This is a genomic window from Butyricimonas sp. (assembly GCF_019423355.1).
In the GTDB taxonomy this organism is placed as follows: domain Bacteria; phylum Bacteroidota; class Bacteroidia; order Bacteroidales; family Marinifilaceae; genus Butyricimonas; species Butyricimonas faecihominis.
The window spans coordinates 458,583-472,970 of the sequence record NZ_JAHZBP010000002.1 but is presented as its reverse complement, the minus strand read 5'-3'; the positions used below and the strand labels follow the sequence as shown (position 1 = coordinate 472,970).

Sequence of the window (14,388 nt, the reverse complement as noted above, 5' to 3'; positions counted from 1 at the left end):
GGAATATGTCGGATATAGATGGGGTTATATCGATTATTGCTGATGATGAAACCGTGGATGAAGTGATGTCAAAACGTGAGGGAAGGATTGCTGCGGATTTTAACATGCCCATGAAAGAGAAATATTACATGATTCCGGCCGGGGTATGCAAGGAGGTAAAATTTATCATGAACGGGGATCATGGTTACATCGGGACGAATTTGGCGGCTAATTTTCCCGGCGATTATAATATTCTTTTAGTAAAAGAAGAAATTTCCAAAATAAGGGAAGGCATGGAGGGCATTTGGGATATTGATCGTCGTTTCTTCGAAAATTCCGGCGAGATCATTGTTGATAACCGGAGTGAACAATTCCAGTTGATTGATTCCGGGGAGCGGAAAAGATTGCCGTTCTTGACAAAGGAGCGTAAATCAACTTTTAAGGTGTCATTGGAGAAGAAGGAATGGACAGAAATGTTCACGGCAGAAAGCTATGGAACCCCCGTGCGGAGTGCTTTTGGTAAAGTTTCCGGAACCGGGGCGGGAAAGGCTATCTGGACGGCAGATATAAAGGAAGCAGGGAAATATGAAGTCTTTTTTTATCACCAAGTTTCATCGCTTACTTATCCACCCATTAGTTCCGTTTTCACGGGTTCTTTGTTGCATTACAAGGTATGTAATAGTTTGATTGAAGAGGAGATTATCATGGAAGCGGATCTTATTCCGGTCGGGTGGGTTTCTTTAGGAAAATTTGATTTTCCGGTCGGGCAGGCTCAAGTGATTCTGAATGACAGGGGTGGGGAGATCAAGGCTGATGCAGAGGATAAAAGTGCCGGTTTAGTACAAGTTCATGGCGTGCCGGATGATAAATTACCAGTTAAGAAACAACTGATCATTGCCGATGCCGTGAAACTGGTGCGTGTGAAGGAGTAGTTTGTTATTTAGGATTTGAAACCTGTTATATTTTTCGTAATTTTGGAGAATCATTTAAAACTACAAGAATTATGAGAAAGTCATTTTTATTTTTAGCGGATGGTTTTGAAGAGGTAGAAGCTCTCGGGGTAGTGGATGTTTTACGTCGGGGAACGATCGAAGTGAAAACGGTTTCTATTTCCGATAAGAAAGAGGTTACAGGTGCGCATGGAGTTCCTGTGGTGGCCGATCTTTTGTTGAGTGACGTGAAAGAAGAAGAGGCAGAATTCTTGATTTGTCCGGGCGGAATGCCGGGAGCCAAGAATCTGGGAGATTGTACGGCATTGGTGCAAATGATTCAAAAACACTTTGACAAAGGTGGTTACGTGGCGGCTATTTGTGCAGCTCCGGCTTTGGTGTTGAGTAAGATAAAAATGAACAAAAGATATACAATGACTTGCTATCCGGGATTTGAAGAATATTTACCAGAAGCCGAAATGCAACCTCATGGCGTGGTGGTTGATGGCAATGTGATCACGGGCAAAGGTCCGGCATACGCTTTCAAATTCGGTTTGGCTATTTTGGAGCAATTAACTTCCAAAAAAGTGGCTGAAGAAGTTGCGGCTGGAATGTTACTGGATTAACATGAAAAATTGCATTACCCTCTGCATCGTTTTGTTATGTTGCCTGCAAGGGATAGGGCAGAACACGTTGCTCCGGGCGGATGGAAAAGAAATCCGTACCCGGATTGTTCCTCCCAAGGGATATGCGAGGGTAAACGTGAAGGAAGGTTCTTTTGGTGAATACCTGAGGAACCTTCCTTTGCGTTCTCACGGGACTAAAGTGTATTATTTTGATGGCCGGGAAAAATGGAACCGGAGCGTGTACTGTGCCGTGGTGGATATGGAGATCGGTAAGCGGGATTTGCAACAATGTGCCGATGCCGTGATTCGTTTGCGGGCGGAATACCTGTATAAGCATAAAGCGTATGACCGGATACACTTTAATTTCACGAATGGATTCCGTGCCGATTACACGAAATGGGCAGAAGGTTACCGGATCAGCGTGAAAGGAAATCGAGTTTCTTGGTATAAATCCAAAGCAAAAGATTACTCTTATAAAACTTTTAGAGCCTATCTGGACGTGGTGTTCGCTTATGCCGGGACTTTATCTTTGGCGAAGGAATTAACGTCCGTACCGGTGACTTCCATGCAGATCGGGGACGTACTTATTCAAGGCGGTTCACCCGGGCACGCGGTCATCGTGGTCGATATGGCAGAGAATCCCGCAACGGGAGAAAAGTTATATTTGTTGGCCCAAAGCTATATGCCTGCACAGGATATTCAAGTATTGGTAAACCCGAAAGAGCGTGATAAATCCCCGTGGTACACCCTCAAAAGAATGGGTAATATTCTGACCCCGGAATGGAGATTTACGTCAGCGGACCTGAAACGTTTTAAAAATTAGAACGGTTATATTTCTCGAAAGCCCCCAACCCGAAAAGTGAAAAATCATAGCGAATTGGATCAACAGGGTCCATTTCCCGGAGACGTGCAGTAAGTTCTTCCACGGCTTTCCGATCATTCTGGTTACGGGTAAGGAGGCCCAGTTGACGACTCACGTTACCCGTGTGCAGGTCAAGCGGGATCAATAGGGCAGAGGTTGGAATTTCTTTCCACAGGCCGAAATCCACTTCTCCGTCGTGTCTCACCATCCAACGCAAAAACATATTTACTCTCTTCGCTGCTGAACCCTTCTCCACGTTCGCGATATGTCGCAGTACTCTTGCCTCGGCAGGTAAAGAGGTGAAAACAGAATACCACTCTTTTAGAACTTCAAACATATCTTGATGCTTTTGGTAGGCCCGTGTGAAAACGGTTTCTAATCCCCCGTGATGGCGATAAATATTTGCTAGCGATTTCAAAAAGTAAACACAATCGTAGCTATTAAACGTGCGGTGCTTGAAATTGCAGAAACGTTCGTAGTCTTGATCTTCCGCCTGCATCACGAAATCATGGGGGGCATAATCCATTAATTGCATCAACTCCTTGCATTTCTTGATAATCGTGGGCCGCTGTCCCCATGCTAGCGATGCCGCTAGGAATCCGGCAATTTCGATGTCTTCTTTTTCCTCGAAACATTTCGGTATCTGAATCGGATCGGTCTCTATAAAGAATTCCGATTTATTGTATTCTAAATACTTTTCGTCAAGTAACTGTTTTAAATCCTTAGAAAACATTTGAATAATTTACGATTTATGACTTCCGATTTACGATTGAAAAAGCGTTGGTCCCGTGCGGTTGGAATCTAAAATCTAAAATTATTTGACCGCTCTCAACATCTCCCGTTTCCCCGGAGGACCGGGAAGGCGTTTAAGGTTGAAACCGATATTACGAAGAGCTTGTTTTACAGTCCCCTTCACGCAATAGGTCGTGAGAATTCCTTCCGGTTTAAGTGCTTTGTAAAACTTGGAAAGCATTGATTCCGTCCATAGGCGAGGTTGCACGTCGGGGGCGAAAGCATCGAAAAAGACCATATCAAAATATTTGTGAAAATTAACTTCTTCGAAATCTGCCCGATGCTTGTGGAGCGTGAAATAAGGGGTGATGACAACATCCTCTTCCCAAGGTGCGTCATGTAATTGTTGAAACAGGGGTGCATCTTCCGGGGTGAAGAGGTCAGAATAATTAATCTGTTCCACTTCTTGAGGTGTCAGTGGGTATTTCTCGAACGTGTGAAACACCACTTTACGTTCATTATCTCTCGCCTCAAGTAACGTTAGAAAAGCATTCAGTCCCGTTCCGAACCCGGCCTCCAGAACCCGGATATTCTTCTGTCCGTAGTATTCAATACCTGCTTTTATAAATATATGAATAGATTCCTGTATGGCCCCGTGAATAGAATGATAATGTTCATTTAGTTCCGGTATATACAAGGTAGTACTTCCGTCTTCCGTGGTAATAATTTCTCTATCCATCTTCTAACATAATTCTTGACGCAGTAGGTTGGCGAATTCGATGACATCATTTTCCGTGGTGTCAAACGAGCAAACCCATCTCACTTCGGCCGCATCTTCATCCCACACGTAAAAGAAACATTCATTCTGGAGTTTGGTAATTTTTTCTCGCGGGATGATAGCGAAAATCTCGTTTGCCTCAACCTTCTGCGTGATGCTCACAGAAGGAATCTGCTCTGCTGCGTTAGCAAGCTTTTGTGCCATGGCATTTGCGTGTGCGGCTGATTTCAACCATAAATTATCTTTTAGAACAGCCGAGAACTGGGCGGCGATAAAGCGCGATTTGGAATGTAGCTGCATCAACTGTTTACGGATATATTTCACCTCTTTCGACATTGTGGTGTTAAAGAAGACAACAGCTTCACCGAACATCATGCCGTTTTTGGTTCCCCCGAAGCTTAAAACGTCTATTCCCACTTCTTTCGTGATGCTGGCCGGGGTACATCCCAAGTATGCAACGGCATTTGCCAGACGGGCTCCGTCCATGTGAACATACATATCGTGGGCGTGTGCGAAGTCACAGATTTCTTTTAATTCATCATGCGTGTAGACTGTTCCGAGTTCAGTACACTGCGTTAGCGAGATGATCTTCGGTTGGGCGTGGTGTTGATCATCAAATCCATGCATGTGATTATGAATCAGTCCTAGGGAGAGTTTCCCGTCAAATGTGGGAACGGTCAGCAACTTGCTGCCGGTTTGTTTCTCGATAGCCCCGCACTCGTCCACGTTGATATGAGCTGTCTCTGCGCAAATGATCGCGTTATAGGAATGCGTGAAAGCCGAGAGACTCAATATATTGGCTCCCGTTCCATTATAAACGAAATACACGTCAATATCATCTCCGAATATTTGTTTGAAATCTTCGATGGCTTTTTCCGTGTATTTGTCTTCCCCGTAGGAATGTTGATGTCCGAAGGCTGATTCTTCCAGTGCTTTAAATACTTCCGGTAATACTCCGGAAAAATTGTCACTACCGAAACCTCTAAGTCCCATGAATAGAATAAATTAGTTTGTGGTTAAAAGAAAATAATGTATAATGAACAGAATATAAAAAGACTACCTCAAAGTAAATTTGAGGTAGTCGAAATATTAGGTTATCCTAAGAATGACAATAATATACCGGCTGCAACGGCAGAACCGATAACTCCGGCCACGTTCGGCCCCATGGCGTGCATCAACAGGAAGTTTCCTGGATTTGCTTCTTGTCCCACGTTCTGTGATACGCGGGCTGCCATCGGAACTGCAGAAACTCCGGCAGAACCGATCAACGGGTTGATCTTGTTCTTGGTGAACAAGTTCATGAATTTTGCCAGTAATACACCACCGGCACTACCTATACTGAAAGCTAGAACACCGATAACCAAAATGGCTAACGTTTGCAAGTTCAAGAATGCAGCTGCCGTAGTGGTTGCTCCAACGGAGATACCTAAGAATATCGTACAGATATTCATCAACTCATTTTGAACCGTTTTACTCAAACGTTCAACAACACCACATTCACGCATTAAGTTACCTAACATTAAGCATCCGATCAGGGGAGCTGCAGAAGGTAATAATAATGATACAAATATGGTTACAACGATCGGGAATACGATTTTCTCTTTTTTAGATACTTTACGCAATTGTTTCATTACAATCTCCCGTTCTTTCTGGGTTGTTAACGCTTTCATGATAGGTGGCTGTATCACAGGAACCAGTGCCATGTACGAGTAGGCAGCCACGGCAATGGGACCAAGTAATCCCGGTGCTAGCTTGGATGTCAAGTAAATCGCAGTTGGCCCGTCTGCACCTCCGATAATTCCGATAGATCCTGCCTCTGCATAAGTAAAGCCTAATGCAAGGGCTCCCAAGAACGTAGCGAAGATTCCGAGTTGGGCGGCAGCTCCCAAAAGAAAACTTTTAGGATTCGCCAATAATGGACCGAAATCCGTCATGGCTCCAACACCAATAAAAATAATACATGGGTAAATTCCTAATTTTACTCCTAGGTAAAGGTAGTCCAGTAAGCCAATGTTATTGGCATTCGTGAAAGCCTCCCAATGTACATGTCCTCCATCAAAAAGTTCTGGATGGAATAATCCGGCTCCGGGTAAGTTTGTCAATAACATACCGAAAGCTATAGGCAACAATAATAACGGCTCGAATTTCTTTACGATAGCCAAATAAAATAGCACGCATGCCACGACTATCATGACTAAGCACAGCCAATTCCCGGCGAAAAGTTGGGCAAATCCAGTATCGTTCAAGAATTTGGATACTTTTTCTCCCATATCAACTTCCTCTGCACTAGCGGCAAAAGGCATGATAAATATACCGAGTAATAAGGCTATTTTTAGCAGGTATTTTTCCACTTGTCTCATTTTCAATTGTTTTACGGTAAATTAAACCAAATCAACAAGCGGGTCATCCTGAGAAACACTCTGACCAGCAGTTACATGTATTGCTTTCACTTGACCGTCAACACTTGCCACGATATTGTTTTCCATTTTCATGGCTTCCATGACTAATAGACAATCTCCGCGTTTTACTTGACTGCCAACTTTCACGCTAACAGCGGAAATCGTTCCGGGAAGCGGTGCTTTAATGCAGGTCGTCTTGTTGCTTGTTGCAGATGTACTTTGAGCGGAACTTTTATATGTAGTTGAAGTCGGTATGGCAGCAGGTTTACGAGGTGCGGTGGTAGCAACCGTGTTTTTGCTTTCGTATGATACTTCATAAGATATACCGTTCACCTCAACTGTAGCTTTGTCATGATCCGTTACATTCACAGTTACATCGAAATTGTTTTCGTCTATGGTGATTTTGAATTTATTCATAATCTGTTTATTTTACTTATTAAGGTTTCTCATACCGTAAATTTTAGAACTCCACGGAGAATAACGTTTTTCAACTTCTTCGATCGTGATCACGTGAGGTTCCTCGTCATGAGAGTTGAAATATAGATGCATAGCCATGGCGATGGCAGCTTGTTCGTGAGGTGTCGGATGGGTATCCGTTGTCACTACTGCTTTTTCCGTGTCTTGAACTGTTTTTGCGTGATCTTCTACTTGATTCGTCAACTTGGTCTGTAAGTTAATAATCCAGATCAAAAGAATCAATAGCAGAAATACTGTTACCATCCCCACGCCTGTAACGAGGAGTGCGTAACCCCAGTTAATTGCTAATGTAATCATATGAATTACAACGGTATATTTGAGTGTTTCTTCATCGGGTTAACAACGCGCTTGGTCTGCAAAGACTGGAAAGCACGGATAATGCGGAAACGCGTGTTACGCGGTTCTATAACATCATCAATGTATCCATATGAAGCGGCTTTGTACGGGTTCGCGAATGCCGAGTTGTATTCTTCCTCTTTCGTGGCAACGAATTTAGCTTTTTCCTCAGGATCAGAGATTGCTGCCAATTCTTTACCATACAACACCTCGATAGCCCCCTTAGCTCCCATAACGGCGATTTGTGCCGTGGGCCAAGCGTAGTTGAAGTCTCCACGCAATTGTTTACATGACATCACGTCATGAGCTCCACCGTATGATTTTCGTAAAGTAACGGTTACTTTGGGAACGGTTGCTTCTCCGTAAGCAAACATCAATTTTGCCCCGTGAGTGATAATACCACCATACTCCTGTACACGTCCCGGCAAGAATCCCGGTACGTCAACCAAGGTCAACACCGGAATGTTGAAACAGTCGCAGAAACGAACGAAACGTGCCGCCTTGCGAGATGCTTCAATGTCAAGAACTCCGGCATAGAAACTCGGTTGGTTAGCGATAACGCCGACAGAACGTCCACCCATACGGCAGAATCCGACAATAATGTTACGAGCATAACGTTTGTGAACTTCCAAGAATTTTCCGTTATCCACGATGCCTTCAATGACATCCATCATGTTATACGGTAAATTCGGATTATCAGGAATTATTTCGTTTAACCGGTCTTCCAAACGGTCGATCGGGTCATTGCATACGGCAATCGGAGTCTCTTCCAAGTTGTTGGAAGGTAAATAAGAAAGCAAATCACGAATAATAGCGATACCCTCTTCTTCGTTTTCTGCCAAGAAATGAGAAACACCGGATTTCGTGGAGTGAACTTCTGCACCTCCCAATTCCTCGGTTGTGATATCTTCTCCCGTTACGGTTTTCACCACTTTCGGACCGGTTACAAACATGTATGATGATTGGTCAGTCATCAGAATGAAGTCCGTCAAGGCAGGAGAGTACACGGCCCCTCCGGCACAAGGACCAAAAATGGCAGAAATTTGCGGGATAACTCCTGAAGCGAGAATATTCCGTTCGAAAATTTCCGCGTATCCAGCTAAGGAGTTAACCCCTTCTTGAATACGGGCACCACCCGAATCATTCAATCCGATAATGGGAGCTCCCACAGTCATGGCTTTATCCATCACCTTGCAAATTTTTTGAGCTAACATCTCGGAAAGGGCACCTCCGAAAACAGTGAAGTCTTGAGCAAAAACAAATACGAGACGTCCGTCAATTGTTCCTTGTCCGGTTACCACTCCATCACCCAAGAATTTGGTTTTTTCCATCCCAAAGTTATAACAACGGTGTGTTATAAACATATCAAACTCTTCGAAACTATTTTCGTCCAGCAACATGGCGATTCTTTCGCGAGCGGTATATTTCCCTTTTTTGTGTTGGGATTCTATACGCTTTTCCCCTCCGCCAAGCTTTGCCTGCGCACGTAATTCAATTAACTCTTTGACTTTATCTTGATTTGTCATATTATCAAAATTTATATGAGCTGATTATTAAAAAAAATTATTTTGTTCCGCAAAGTTCAGTCAATACTCTGAATGTTGATTTCGGGTGAAGGAATCCGATTCTCAATCCTTCTGCACCTCCGCGCGGAGCTTTGTCGATTAACTGGCAACCTGCAGCCTGTGCATCATTCAATGCGGCTTGAACATCTTCAACGGCGAAAGCTATGTGGTGCATACCACCTCCGTTTTTCTCAACGAATTTACCGATAGGGCCTTCCGGGTCAGTTGATTCCAGTAATTCGATCTTAGTTTGTCCTACTTTGAAGAAAGCGGTTTTTACTTTTTGATCTTTTACTTCTTCAATAGCATAACATTCCAATCCTAATACTTTTTCATAATAGGGGATTGCTTCATCTAAACTGGCAACTGCGATGCCGATGTGTTCAATATGTGTTGGTTTCATAACAAAAAAACATTAAAGTTAGATATTATATTTTAATCATTTAGCTTATTTATGGCGCACTTTCTTTGAATATTTCTCTCGTTCCAATATTTATGCGCGAAACTACTCATTGTTCTTGCGATATTCAAGTAAAAACGGTAAATATTTTCAAAAAAAACGAGTTTATACTTGTTTTAAATAGGGTGTTGATAACTTCATCATTATTCGTTACGTAAACCTTGTTTAGAAAGAGAGACATTTGTATTAAAAATAAAAATATCGGATATTATGAGTAAGCAAAAATTTGTCGTTTTTTTGATCGCCATCATTGGTATGATTGCGACGTTTCTACCTTGGTATGAAATTGGTAGTTTGGGTATGATCATGGGGTATCAAACAGTCGGTTGGTCCACGTTTATCATGTTTGCCTTGGTTTTTCTTTTTGGCTTGCGAAAAGAGGTAAAACAGGATATGTCCATGGGGTTATTATACCTCGGATCATTTTTTTCGTTGCTTGCCGCTTTCGTGGTTTTGTGGCAGATGATCACGCTCGGTTTGGACCAAGAAGGGGGTAGTATGTCAGTTGCCGGTAACACGCTGGCTAATGATACACGTGTTTTATACGGGGCTTACCAAATCGTAATTGCCGGAATCTGTTTGCCGTTCGGGGCTTTCCTTTTCCGTGATAGGAAAAGAAGATAAAAATACAGATGTATTTTTCTGGAAAAAGTTTACCGAGAGCAGGTAAACTTTTTCAACCCTATTATATGGATATTAAAACCTGTATAGAATATTTTTTTCTTATATTTAATGTAGTTTTATTATATCAACTCCTATTCAACTCCCATTCATCTCCTATTCAACGCTAATTATTATAGAAATTATATTGAAAACAAAAAATAAATAAGAAGATAGTAATTCTACTATAATACCTGTGATATTACTCTTTTATTATTTTTATAGGTAGAAATGCTTTCTTAAAACCTAATTAATTGGGTTTGAGATAGGACAGAAGTTATAGAAAATATATGGGAATAATGAGCTTGCAGAATTTATTTATCTACGTGTAGCAAGAGCTTGGCGAAAAAAAGGATAATATATTCGTGTCCGATAATCTTTCGTAATTTGGTGTACATTTCTTTTTTGAGAGATTTCACGGAGTTAAGAGAGATTCCCAGTACGTCTGCGATTTCCGGATTTGATTTACCTTCTAACGCGAGAGTGGCGATTTCAAGGCTGCGTCCGGAGAGCTGGCTGATGGCGGAATGCACGCATCGGATCATTTCTTGGGTGGCGATTTCTTCCAGAAGCGAGTCATCCGAGGGTAATTCATTCTTTAATAGCTCGACATCTTTGGTTTTAAATTTATTCCGTCTCAGGTTGTCCATGCAAATGTTTTTGGCCGTGATGTAGATAAAGGCGATTGCGTTTTGCTTGGTGTAGGAATTATCCGAACGTTCGTACAATTTGAAAAATGTCTCCTGCGTGGCGTCCATGGCTTGTTCCCTGTCCTTCAGGTAAGTGCTGCAAAATCCCCACACGGCTTGAAAGTAATCCGTGTACAGTTCTTTAAATGTATCTATACCGTTAACAAAGTCGCTCATGTCGGGAATTTTATCCACACAAATATAGGGTGAAAAGTTTAAAAGCGAAAATCTTCTTGGTTGAAATGGACAAGAAGTGTATGATCAAAATGTGTTGGAGGGGTACTTGATAAAAGGAGCATTAATGGTTCGTTTAATAATATTGATTTTTATTTTCGTCAAGATGATGACTATAAAGAGAAATCTTTGATGTATGTTTTTGATTTTGAGGGAAGAATAAAAAAATGCACCTATTTGGGTAATTGTGTGTTATTATTACTATTTTTGAGGATTATTAAACGAAGGTTTAATCCTGTTTTGAAATTATGTGAGAAAACGGGGAATTTCGTAGGGATCGGCACTTATGACGGAAGAGAAAGAGAAGATTATTGCTCGACTATATTGTAAGTTGAAGCATGAATTGCGAGTTTATGCCGCTCGCTATTGTCCTGATGAGGCTGAAGATATCGTGCATCAGGCTTTCGTGAACGGTTATGACAAGATCGTGGAAGAACGAAATGAATCGGAACAGCGTTCCTATCTTTATTCCACGGTGAAAAATTTGTGTCTGAATTTTATTCGTAATTCTCGTCCGGTATACATGGATTTATCACCCGAGTTGATGACCGAGTTTGTAGTCGTGGATACTCATGATTATATGTACGAATTGATCGGTCGCTTGCCGCGAAAAGAGCGTCGTATTTTAGAATTAGCCTTACAAGGATATGACACGAGGGAAATCGCCGAACAAATTGGCATGGAGTATAATACCGTGCGGCATTACAAGAAAGAGGCTTACGCTAAAATACGAGAGGCATTGAAAAATGAAATTTAACGGCCTGTTTTATTTTGAAAAGAGAGCCGGAATGAAGGATATTTTACTATTTTTGTGAGATTAGGCGTTGAATATAATCAAATTTGTAAGGTCGTGGATAATAATGGTCGGTTCAATAGTGGACGTGTTCAAGATTTGTTGAATAAGGCACGAATGGGTTGGTGGGAAGCTGATTTCTCTAAAAAACAGTATGTCTGTTCTGATTTTCTTCGAGAATTGTTAGATTTGGGCGAAGATGGGATAATCAGTTTTGTTGATTTTCGTAAGTTGATCCGGGAGGATTATCGTTTACGAACGGTGAACGAATTTCGTTTTGGAAAAACCCAGAATATATATGACCAGATTTACCCGATCGAGGTGAGAGGAAAAATCGTGTGGGTACGAGTGAAATTGTGTTCCAAGGAGGTAGATGCCGAGGGGAATATGAAAACCTGTGGTTTCATGGAGTGTCTTGATGTCCCGGAGAATATGGATACGGAGGAAACGGCGATGGAACGTGTGAACAATTTGTTTGCCCAGCAAAATAGTATCTCTCGCTCGTTGCTTTCATTGCTTCGTTCCGGGGATATGAGCAGTGTTATTAATAAGATATTGGGCGATATTATGCAGCATTATCCGGAGGGGTGTACCTATATTATAGAGTACGATTGGGAAAATCGCACGCAGACGTGTCGTTACGAGGCGGGAAATTACAAGTCTTTCAAGAAAAAGAATTACATGGAGAAATTCCCGATGAGTAATATTCCTTGGTGGACGAAACAGTTGGCCGGAAATGCGTCCCCGATTATTTTTGCCAGCTTGGATGAGTTACCGGAAGAGGCAAGCGAGGAAAAAAGGCGTCTGACGGAGCAAGGGGTGAAATCGCTTATTGTTATCCCGATGTTTTCAAAAGACGGCGTGTCCGGGTATGCGGGTATAGATATTTTGGATAAGCCTCACGTGTGGAAAAATGAGGATTACCAGTGGTTTGCCTCGATGGTGAATATTATCAGTATTTGCATGGAACTCCGGAAGGCGGAGGATAAGGCTCAGGAGGAGAAAAAGTTCTTGGCTGATTTGTTTAAACATATGCCGGTGGGATATGTGCGGATGAAATTGTTTTATGACGAGGAGGGGGGCGTGAAAGACTATTATTTCTTGGATTCGAACACGATGGCTCAGATTCTTTACAACACGAGGGGGAATAGTTGGATCGGGAAATATGCTAGCGAGGTTGATGCGCATTTTGTGGAACGGTTGCCTGATCTGGAAAGGGTGATGCGAAATGGGGTTGTACGGGATATAAATTATCATCTGGAAGAGAAAAATAAGTATTTTCATGCCGTGATGTATTCTCCTTGCAAGGATGAGGTCGTGTTAATGTTTTCGGATATGACCGACACGTTCTCAGCCCACGAGGCGTTGGACCGGAGTGAACGTTTGTTACGTAATATATATCAGAATATCCCGGTCGGGATAGAGTTGTATGATAAAAACGGGAATCTTGTCGATTTGAATGATAAAGACCTTGAGATGTTCGGGTTGGCTAGGAAAGAGGATGCATTGGGAATTAATATGTTTGAAAATCATCTTATACCGGAGGAGATGAGGGAAAGAATGAAGAGAAGGGAGAATGTGAGTTTTTCTCTAGTGTATGATTTTTCGAATTTGAATGGTCTCTATGTTTCTAAGAAGACGGGGAGGTTGAATTTACTAACAAAAGTGACGACGTTGTATGATGCACAAAATAATTTGATCAATTATTTGTTGATTAGCTTGGACCGGACGGAAGCCACGGAGGCGTATAACCAGATTCAGGAGTTCAAGGATTTTTTCACGTTGGTGGGCGATTATGCCCAGGTCGGGTACGCGCATTTTAACGCCTTGACTCGTAACGGGTACGGTTTGGATAGTTGGTATAAAAACGTGGGGGAAGAAATCGGGACGCCTCTATCGCAGATTATCGGGGTACACTCGCATTTCCACCCGGAGGATCGGGTTTTGATGCTTACTTTCTTGTCGGATGTAATTGCCGGGAAACGTACGCATTTACGGAATGATATGCGAATCCGACGGGCTGACGGGCATTACACGTGGACGCGGGTGAACGTGTTGGTGAGGGATTATCGCCCGCGGGAAGGAATGATCGAGATGATTTGTATTAATTATGATATTACGGAATTGAAGGAGACCGAGGCGAAGTTGATCAAGGCGAAGGATAAGGCGGAGGAATCGGATCGTTTAAAGTCGGCGTTTTTAGCGAATATGAGTCATGAGATCCGGACTCCGTTGAATGCGATTGTAGGTTTTTCCAATTTATTGGCTTATGCCCAAGAGGAAAGTGAACGTGCGCAATATATCGGTATCGTGGAGGAGAATAACGAGTTGTTGTTGCAGTTAATTTCGGATATTCTGGATTTATCGAAAATCGAGGCGGGGACTTTTGAATTCGTGTATGATCGGGTGGACGTGCGCCAGTTGTGCGAGGATGTCGTGACTTCACTCCGGGTGAAAGTTCCAGCCGGGGTTGATTTGTGTATAGTTCCCAATTTGCCGGAATGCTGGGTGTACAGCGATAAGAATCGGTTACGGCAGGTTATTTCCAATTTTGTGAATAATGCTTTCAAGTTTACGACTTCCGGGGAAATTGCCGTGGGGTATACGTTGAGAGATGGAGAGGTTGAAATATCAGTGACGGATACGGGCGTGGGTATCGAAGAAGAAAAGCAGAAACAGATTTTTGACCGTTTTGTGAAATTGAATAGTTTTGCTCATGGCACAGGTTTAGGATTATCTATTTGCAAGAGTATCGTGGAACAGGTAGGAGGCCGCATCGGGGTTAATTCGGAGCCGGGAAAGGGTTCTCGCTTTTGGTTCACACATTCATTGGGTAGATGATATTTGTATATCACACAATTGTTAATGT

Annotated in this window: 15 protein-coding genes; 6 read left to right on the top strand and 9 right to left on the bottom strand. The window is 42.5% G+C overall.

Annotated elements, in window-relative coordinates; translation table 11 throughout:
• The first annotated feature begins 5 nt into the window (after positions 1-5).
• From QVC79_RS04715 to QVC79_RS04705, 3 genes are all read left to right on the top strand, one after another.
• The gene (locus tag QVC79_RS04715; RefSeq protein WP_270593498.1) at positions 6-911 is read left to right on the top strand and encodes a hypothetical protein; all 906 of its coding nucleotides are present in this window, start codon (positions 6-8) and stop codon (positions 909-911) included.
• 71 nt (positions 912-982) lie between these two features.
• Positions 983-1,534: a DJ-1 family glyoxalase III gene (locus QVC79_RS04710; protein ID WP_124316116.1), complete on the top strand. Its 552-nt coding sequence runs from the start codon at positions 983-985 to the stop codon at positions 1,532-1,534.
• A gap of 1 nt (position 1,535) precedes the next feature.
• The gene (locus tag QVC79_RS04705) at positions 1,536-2,357 is read left to right on the top strand and encodes a DUF4846 domain-containing protein (RefSeq protein WP_124316117.1); all 822 of its coding nucleotides are present in this window, start codon (positions 1,536-1,538) and stop codon (positions 2,355-2,357) included.
• Here the strand turns inward: QVC79_RS04705 and QVC79_RS04700 are convergent.
• The 8 genes from QVC79_RS04700 to mce form a co-directional block, all read right to left on the bottom strand.
• On the bottom strand, positions 2,347-3,129 hold the full coding sequence (locus QVC79_RS04700; protein ID WP_124316118.1) for a TIGR02757 family protein: 783 nt from the start codon (positions 3,127-3,129) through the stop codon (positions 2,347-2,349). The two genes, QVC79_RS04705 and QVC79_RS04700, sit on opposite strands and share 11 nt — an antisense overlap.
• 81 nt (positions 3,130-3,210) lie before the next feature.
• On the bottom strand, positions 3,211-3,867 hold the full coding sequence (gene mnmC2 / locus QVC79_RS04695) for a tRNA (5-methylaminomethyl-2-thiouridine)(34)-methyltransferase MnmC2 (RefSeq protein ID WP_124316119.1): 657 nt from the start codon (positions 3,865-3,867) through the stop codon (positions 3,211-3,213).
• Between the two features lie 3 nt (positions 3,868-3,870).
• Positions 3,871-4,899: a threonine aldolase family protein gene (locus QVC79_RS04690; protein ID WP_124316120.1), complete on the bottom strand. Its 1,029-nt coding sequence runs from the start codon at positions 4,897-4,899 to the stop codon at positions 3,871-3,873.
• A gap of 101 nt (positions 4,900-5,000) precedes the next feature.
• Positions 5,001-6,266 carry a sodium ion-translocating decarboxylase subunit beta gene (locus QVC79_RS04685; protein WP_124316121.1) on the bottom strand — a complete coding sequence of 422 codons (1,266 nt, stop codon included), beginning with the start codon at positions 6,264-6,266 and terminating at the stop codon, positions 5,001-5,003.
• A 21-nt stretch (positions 6,267-6,287) separates the two neighbouring features.
• Positions 6,288-6,674, bottom strand: coding sequence for an acyl-CoA carboxylase biotin carboxyl carrier protein subunit (locus QVC79_RS04680; RefSeq protein ID WP_229782879.1), 387 nt, complete (start codon positions 6,672-6,674; stop codon positions 6,288-6,290).
• A gap of 60 nt (positions 6,675-6,734) precedes the next feature.
• Positions 6,735-7,079: an OadG family transporter subunit gene (locus tag QVC79_RS04675; protein WP_087422296.1), complete on the bottom strand. Its 345-nt coding sequence runs from the start codon at positions 7,077-7,079 to the stop codon at positions 6,735-6,737.
• Positions 7,080-7,084: 5 nt separating this feature from the next.
• Positions 7,085-8,644: an acyl-CoA carboxylase subunit beta gene (locus QVC79_RS04670; RefSeq protein ID WP_151411432.1), complete on the bottom strand. Its 1,560-nt coding sequence runs from the start codon at positions 8,642-8,644 to the stop codon at positions 7,085-7,087.
• Positions 8,645-8,681: 37 nt separating this feature from the next.
• Positions 8,682-9,086: a methylmalonyl-CoA epimerase gene (gene mce, locus QVC79_RS04665; protein ID WP_087422294.1), complete on the bottom strand. Its 405-nt coding sequence runs from the start codon at positions 9,084-9,086 to the stop codon at positions 8,682-8,684.
• 267 nt (positions 9,087-9,353) lie between these two features.
• Here mce and QVC79_RS04660 point away from each other — a divergent pair, with 267 nt between their 5' ends.
• Positions 9,354-9,767 carry a hypothetical protein gene (locus QVC79_RS04660; RefSeq protein WP_124316123.1) on the top strand — a complete coding sequence of 138 codons (414 nt, stop codon included), beginning with the start codon at positions 9,354-9,356 and terminating at the stop codon, positions 9,765-9,767.
• A gap of 350 nt (positions 9,768-10,117) precedes the next feature.
• On the opposite strand, the gene QVC79_RS04655 is transcribed toward QVC79_RS04660, so the two are convergent.
• Positions 10,118-10,669: an RNA polymerase sigma factor gene (locus QVC79_RS04655; protein WP_270593505.1), complete on the bottom strand. Its 552-nt coding sequence runs from the start codon at positions 10,667-10,669 to the stop codon at positions 10,118-10,120.
• Positions 10,670-11,012: 343 nt separating this feature from the next.
• On the opposite strand from QVC79_RS04655, the gene QVC79_RS04650 reads away from it, so the two are divergent.
• Positions 11,013-11,483 carry an RNA polymerase sigma factor gene (locus QVC79_RS04650; protein ID WP_124316685.1) on the top strand — a complete coding sequence of 157 codons (471 nt, stop codon included), beginning with the start codon at positions 11,013-11,015 and terminating at the stop codon, positions 11,481-11,483.
• Between the two features lie 93 nt (positions 11,484-11,576).
• Positions 11,577-14,360, top strand: coding sequence for a sensor histidine kinase (locus QVC79_RS04645; RefSeq protein WP_151411433.1), 2,784 nt, complete (start codon positions 11,577-11,579; stop codon positions 14,358-14,360).
• The last annotated feature ends 28 nt before the right edge of the window (positions 14,361-14,388 follow it).

What these genes read in the sequence shown, in the direction of transcription:
- mnmC2 (WP_124316119.1), bottom strand. Translation starts at nt 3,867, where the DNA reads ATGGATAGAGAAATTATTACCACGGAAGACGGAAGTACTACCTTGTAT.
- QVC79_RS04650 (WP_124316685.1), top strand. Translation starts at nt 11,013, where the DNA reads ATGACGGAAGAGAAAGAGAAGATTATTGCTCGACTATATTGTAAGTTG.
- QVC79_RS04670 (WP_151411432.1), bottom strand. Translation starts at nt 8,644, where the DNA reads ATGACAAATCAAGATAAAGTCAAAGAGTTAATTGAATTACGTGCGCAG.
- QVC79_RS04675 (WP_087422296.1), bottom strand. Translation starts at nt 7,079, where the DNA reads ATGATTACATTAGCAATTAACTGGGGTTACGCACTCCTCGTTACAGGC.
- QVC79_RS04660 (WP_124316123.1), top strand. Translation starts at nt 9,354, where the DNA reads ATGAGTAAGCAAAAATTTGTCGTTTTTTTGATCGCCATCATTGGTATG.
- QVC79_RS04690 (WP_124316120.1), bottom strand. Translation starts at nt 4,899, where the DNA reads ATGGGACTTAGAGGTTTCGGTAGTGACAATTTTTCCGGAGTATTACCG.
- QVC79_RS04655 (WP_270593505.1), bottom strand. Translation starts at nt 10,669, where the DNA reads ATGAGCGACTTTGTTAACGGTATAGATACATTTAAAGAACTGTACACG.
- mce (WP_087422294.1), bottom strand. Translation starts at nt 9,086, where the DNA reads ATGAAACCAACACATATTGAACACATCGGCATCGCAGTTGCCAGTTTA.
- QVC79_RS04685 (WP_124316121.1), bottom strand. Translation starts at nt 6,266, where the DNA reads ATGAGACAAGTGGAAAAATACCTGCTAAAAATAGCCTTATTACTCGGT.
- QVC79_RS04715 (WP_270593498.1), top strand. Translation starts at nt 6, where the DNA reads ATGTCGGATATAGATGGGGTTATATCGATTATTGCTGATGATGAAACC.
- QVC79_RS04700 (WP_124316118.1), bottom strand. Translation starts at nt 3,129, where the DNA reads ATGTTTTCTAAGGATTTAAAACAGTTACTTGACGAAAAGTATTTAGAA.
- QVC79_RS04710 (WP_124316116.1), top strand. Translation starts at nt 983, where the DNA reads ATGAGAAAGTCATTTTTATTTTTAGCGGATGGTTTTGAAGAGGTAGAA.
- QVC79_RS04705 (WP_124316117.1), top strand. Translation starts at nt 1,536, where the DNA reads ATGAAAAATTGCATTACCCTCTGCATCGTTTTGTTATGTTGCCTGCAA.